This is a genomic window from Mailhella massiliensis, assembly GCF_020741395.1.
GTDB classification, from domain to species: Bacteria; Desulfobacterota; Desulfovibrionia; order Desulfovibrionales; family Desulfovibrionaceae; genus Mailhella; species Mailhella massiliensis_A.
Genome location: NZ_DYZA01000138.1, coordinates 1 through 2,541 on the forward strand (window position 1 = coordinate 1; position 2,541 = coordinate 2,541).

Here is a 2,541-nt window from a genome sequence, read left to right on the forward strand (position 1 = left end):
GGGATGTTCCGCGCCGACCAGGTGGTGGACGACCGCCTGATGGACAGCATGGAACTGGAACGCGAGCGCGGCATCACCATTTCGGCCAAGAACTGCGCCGTGGGGTGGAAGGGCGTGCGCATCAACATTCTGGACACTCCCGGCCACGCGGACTTCGGCGGGGAAGTGGAGCGCGCCCTTTCCATGGTGGACGGCGTGATCCTTCTGGTGGACGCTTCGGAAGGCCCTCTTCCGCAGACGCGCTTTGTGCTGAAGAAGGCGCTGGCTCAGGAGCTGCCGGTGATTGTGGTGCTGAACAAGATCGACCGCAAGGACGCCCGTCCCGAGGAAGTGCTCAACGAGGTGTACGACCTGTTCATCGACCTCGACGCCAACGAGAACCAGCTGGAATTTCCCGTGCTCTACGCCATAGGCCGCGACGCGGTGGCCATGAACAACCTCACCGACGAGCGCAAGGACCTTTCCCCGCTGTTCGACGCCATTTTGAAGTACATCCCCGCGCCCGCCTACGACCCGGAACAGCCTTTCCACATGCTGGTGGCCGACCTTGACTATTCCGACTATCTGGGCCGCCTCGCGGTGGGCCGCATCCGCAACGGGCACGCCCACACCAAGGACGCGCTCGTGTGCATCGGCGAAGACGGCAGGCCCCGCGCCCTGCGCGCCACGCGCTTCCAGGTCTATCAGGGCAAGAACATGGTGGACGTGGAGGAAGTGGCCCCGGGCGATATCGTCGTCATGGCAGGCCTTGAGGAAGTCACCATAGGCGACACCATCTGCACCGCGGCCGATCCTTCCCCCCTGCCCCGCATCAAGGTGGACGACCCCACCGTGTCCATGCGCTTCGGCATCAACACCTCGCCCCTGGCCGGGCGCGAAGGCAAGATAGTGCAGGCCAGAAAGATCCGCGAAAGGCTGGATAAGGAAGCCCTGCGCAACGTGTCCATCCGCGTGGAAGACACCGAAGACCGCGACGCCTTCCTCGTCAAGGGACGCGGCGAATTCCAAATGGCCATTATCGTGGAAACCATGCGCCGCGAAGGCTTTGAGCTCACCGTGGGCAGGCCCGAAGTCATATTCAAGGAAATCGACGGCGAAAAATACGAACCCATCGAAGACGTGGCCATAGACTGCGACGAAATCTACATGGGCATCGTCACGGAAAAGCTCAACTTCCGCAAAGGCCGCATGACCAACTGCGTCAACAACGGTACCGGCCGCGTCCGCCTCACCTTCTCCGTGCCCGCGCGCGGGCTCATCGGCTACCGCGACGAGTTCCTCACCGATACCAAGGGTACCGGTATCATGAACTCCAACTTCAGCGGCTACGAACCCTACAGAGGCGACTTCCTCACCCGTATGACCGGCTCCCTCATCGCCGACCGCGCGGGCAACGCCGTGGCCTACGCCCTCTTCAACCTCGAACCCCGCGGCCGACTCTTCGTCGTGCCCGGCGACCCGGTCTATGAAGGCATGATCGTGGGCGAACACAGCCGCGACAACGATATCGACGTCAACGCCACCAAAGAAAAGAAACTCACCAACCTCCGCGCCTCCGGCCACGATGAAAACATCATCCTCACCCCCGTGCGCCCTATGACCCTCGAACAGTGCCTCAACTTCATGCGCGAAGACGAAATGCTGGAAGTCACCCCCCATTCCCTCCGCCTCAGAAAGGCCGTCCTCTCCTCCGCTGAACGCTACCGCATGGGCGGCGGCCGTAAGCGTATCTGACACGCTCCCCTCCCCGGGTTCCCCCCCCGGGGATTTTTTTTGCCTGAAAGCAACCGGCACGACCCGACAACGCAGGAAAGGCAGGAAAAGGCAGGAAAGGCACGCGGGGCTTCGCCCCGTACCCCTCCGGGAAAGTCTCGGGAGAGTCTCGGGGGAGATAATCTCCCCCGAACCCCCATAACAGGCAGTCTCACGCGCGGGATGTGCGCAGAAGGTTCTCCTCCGGCTCGCCTCCGTTGCGGAATCCTTTCTTACCGGGCGAGGCTCAGAAAAACCGGGCAACTTTCTGCCGCGCAGGCCGGAATCCGGGCAAGGCGATTTCCGGACAAAAGGCCGCAAAGGGCCGGAAGTCCCGCCTCACGTCGCAGCCTGCCCCCCGTCAGTGCGGGTGTGCGCTGCCGCGCCCGCCCGCCGTGGCCGACCGCTGCCGGGCTTCGCCCGTCAACGGTGATAACGGAAGGGATTACCGGATGTTTTGGGCAGAGATACGCCGGGCGACTCCTCTCTCCCTGCAATCCTTTCCTTCAACATTGTTTTTCGGCAACGGCCCGTATGCTCAGGACACACTGTACGGACGCGCCGCTTGCACGGAGCGTTGAGAAAAGGTTCTTTCTCCGCAAACAAAGGCGGAATGAAGCAACGCGCCAAAAAAAATCCTGCAATCCCTTCCTTTGACACGACGGCCCGGCGAAGCCGGGACGGAGTCGGCCTGCGTGAGCGGGCACGAAGTGCACGCTCACACTGACTGAGGCAGCCGGGACACGGCAAGGCGAGCCTTCCGCGCCCGGCGACACGGGGGGCAGCGTC

General features: G+C 62.9%; 1 protein-coding gene. It reads left to right on the forward strand.

From position 1 onward, the window contains the following. Positions 1-1,734 (forward strand): translational GTPase TypA (gene typA, locus K8W16_RS06885; RefSeq protein WP_304122387.1); only part of this gene is annotated, 1,734 nt, incomplete at its 5' end. Between the last annotated feature and the right edge of the window lie 807 nt (positions 1,735-2,541).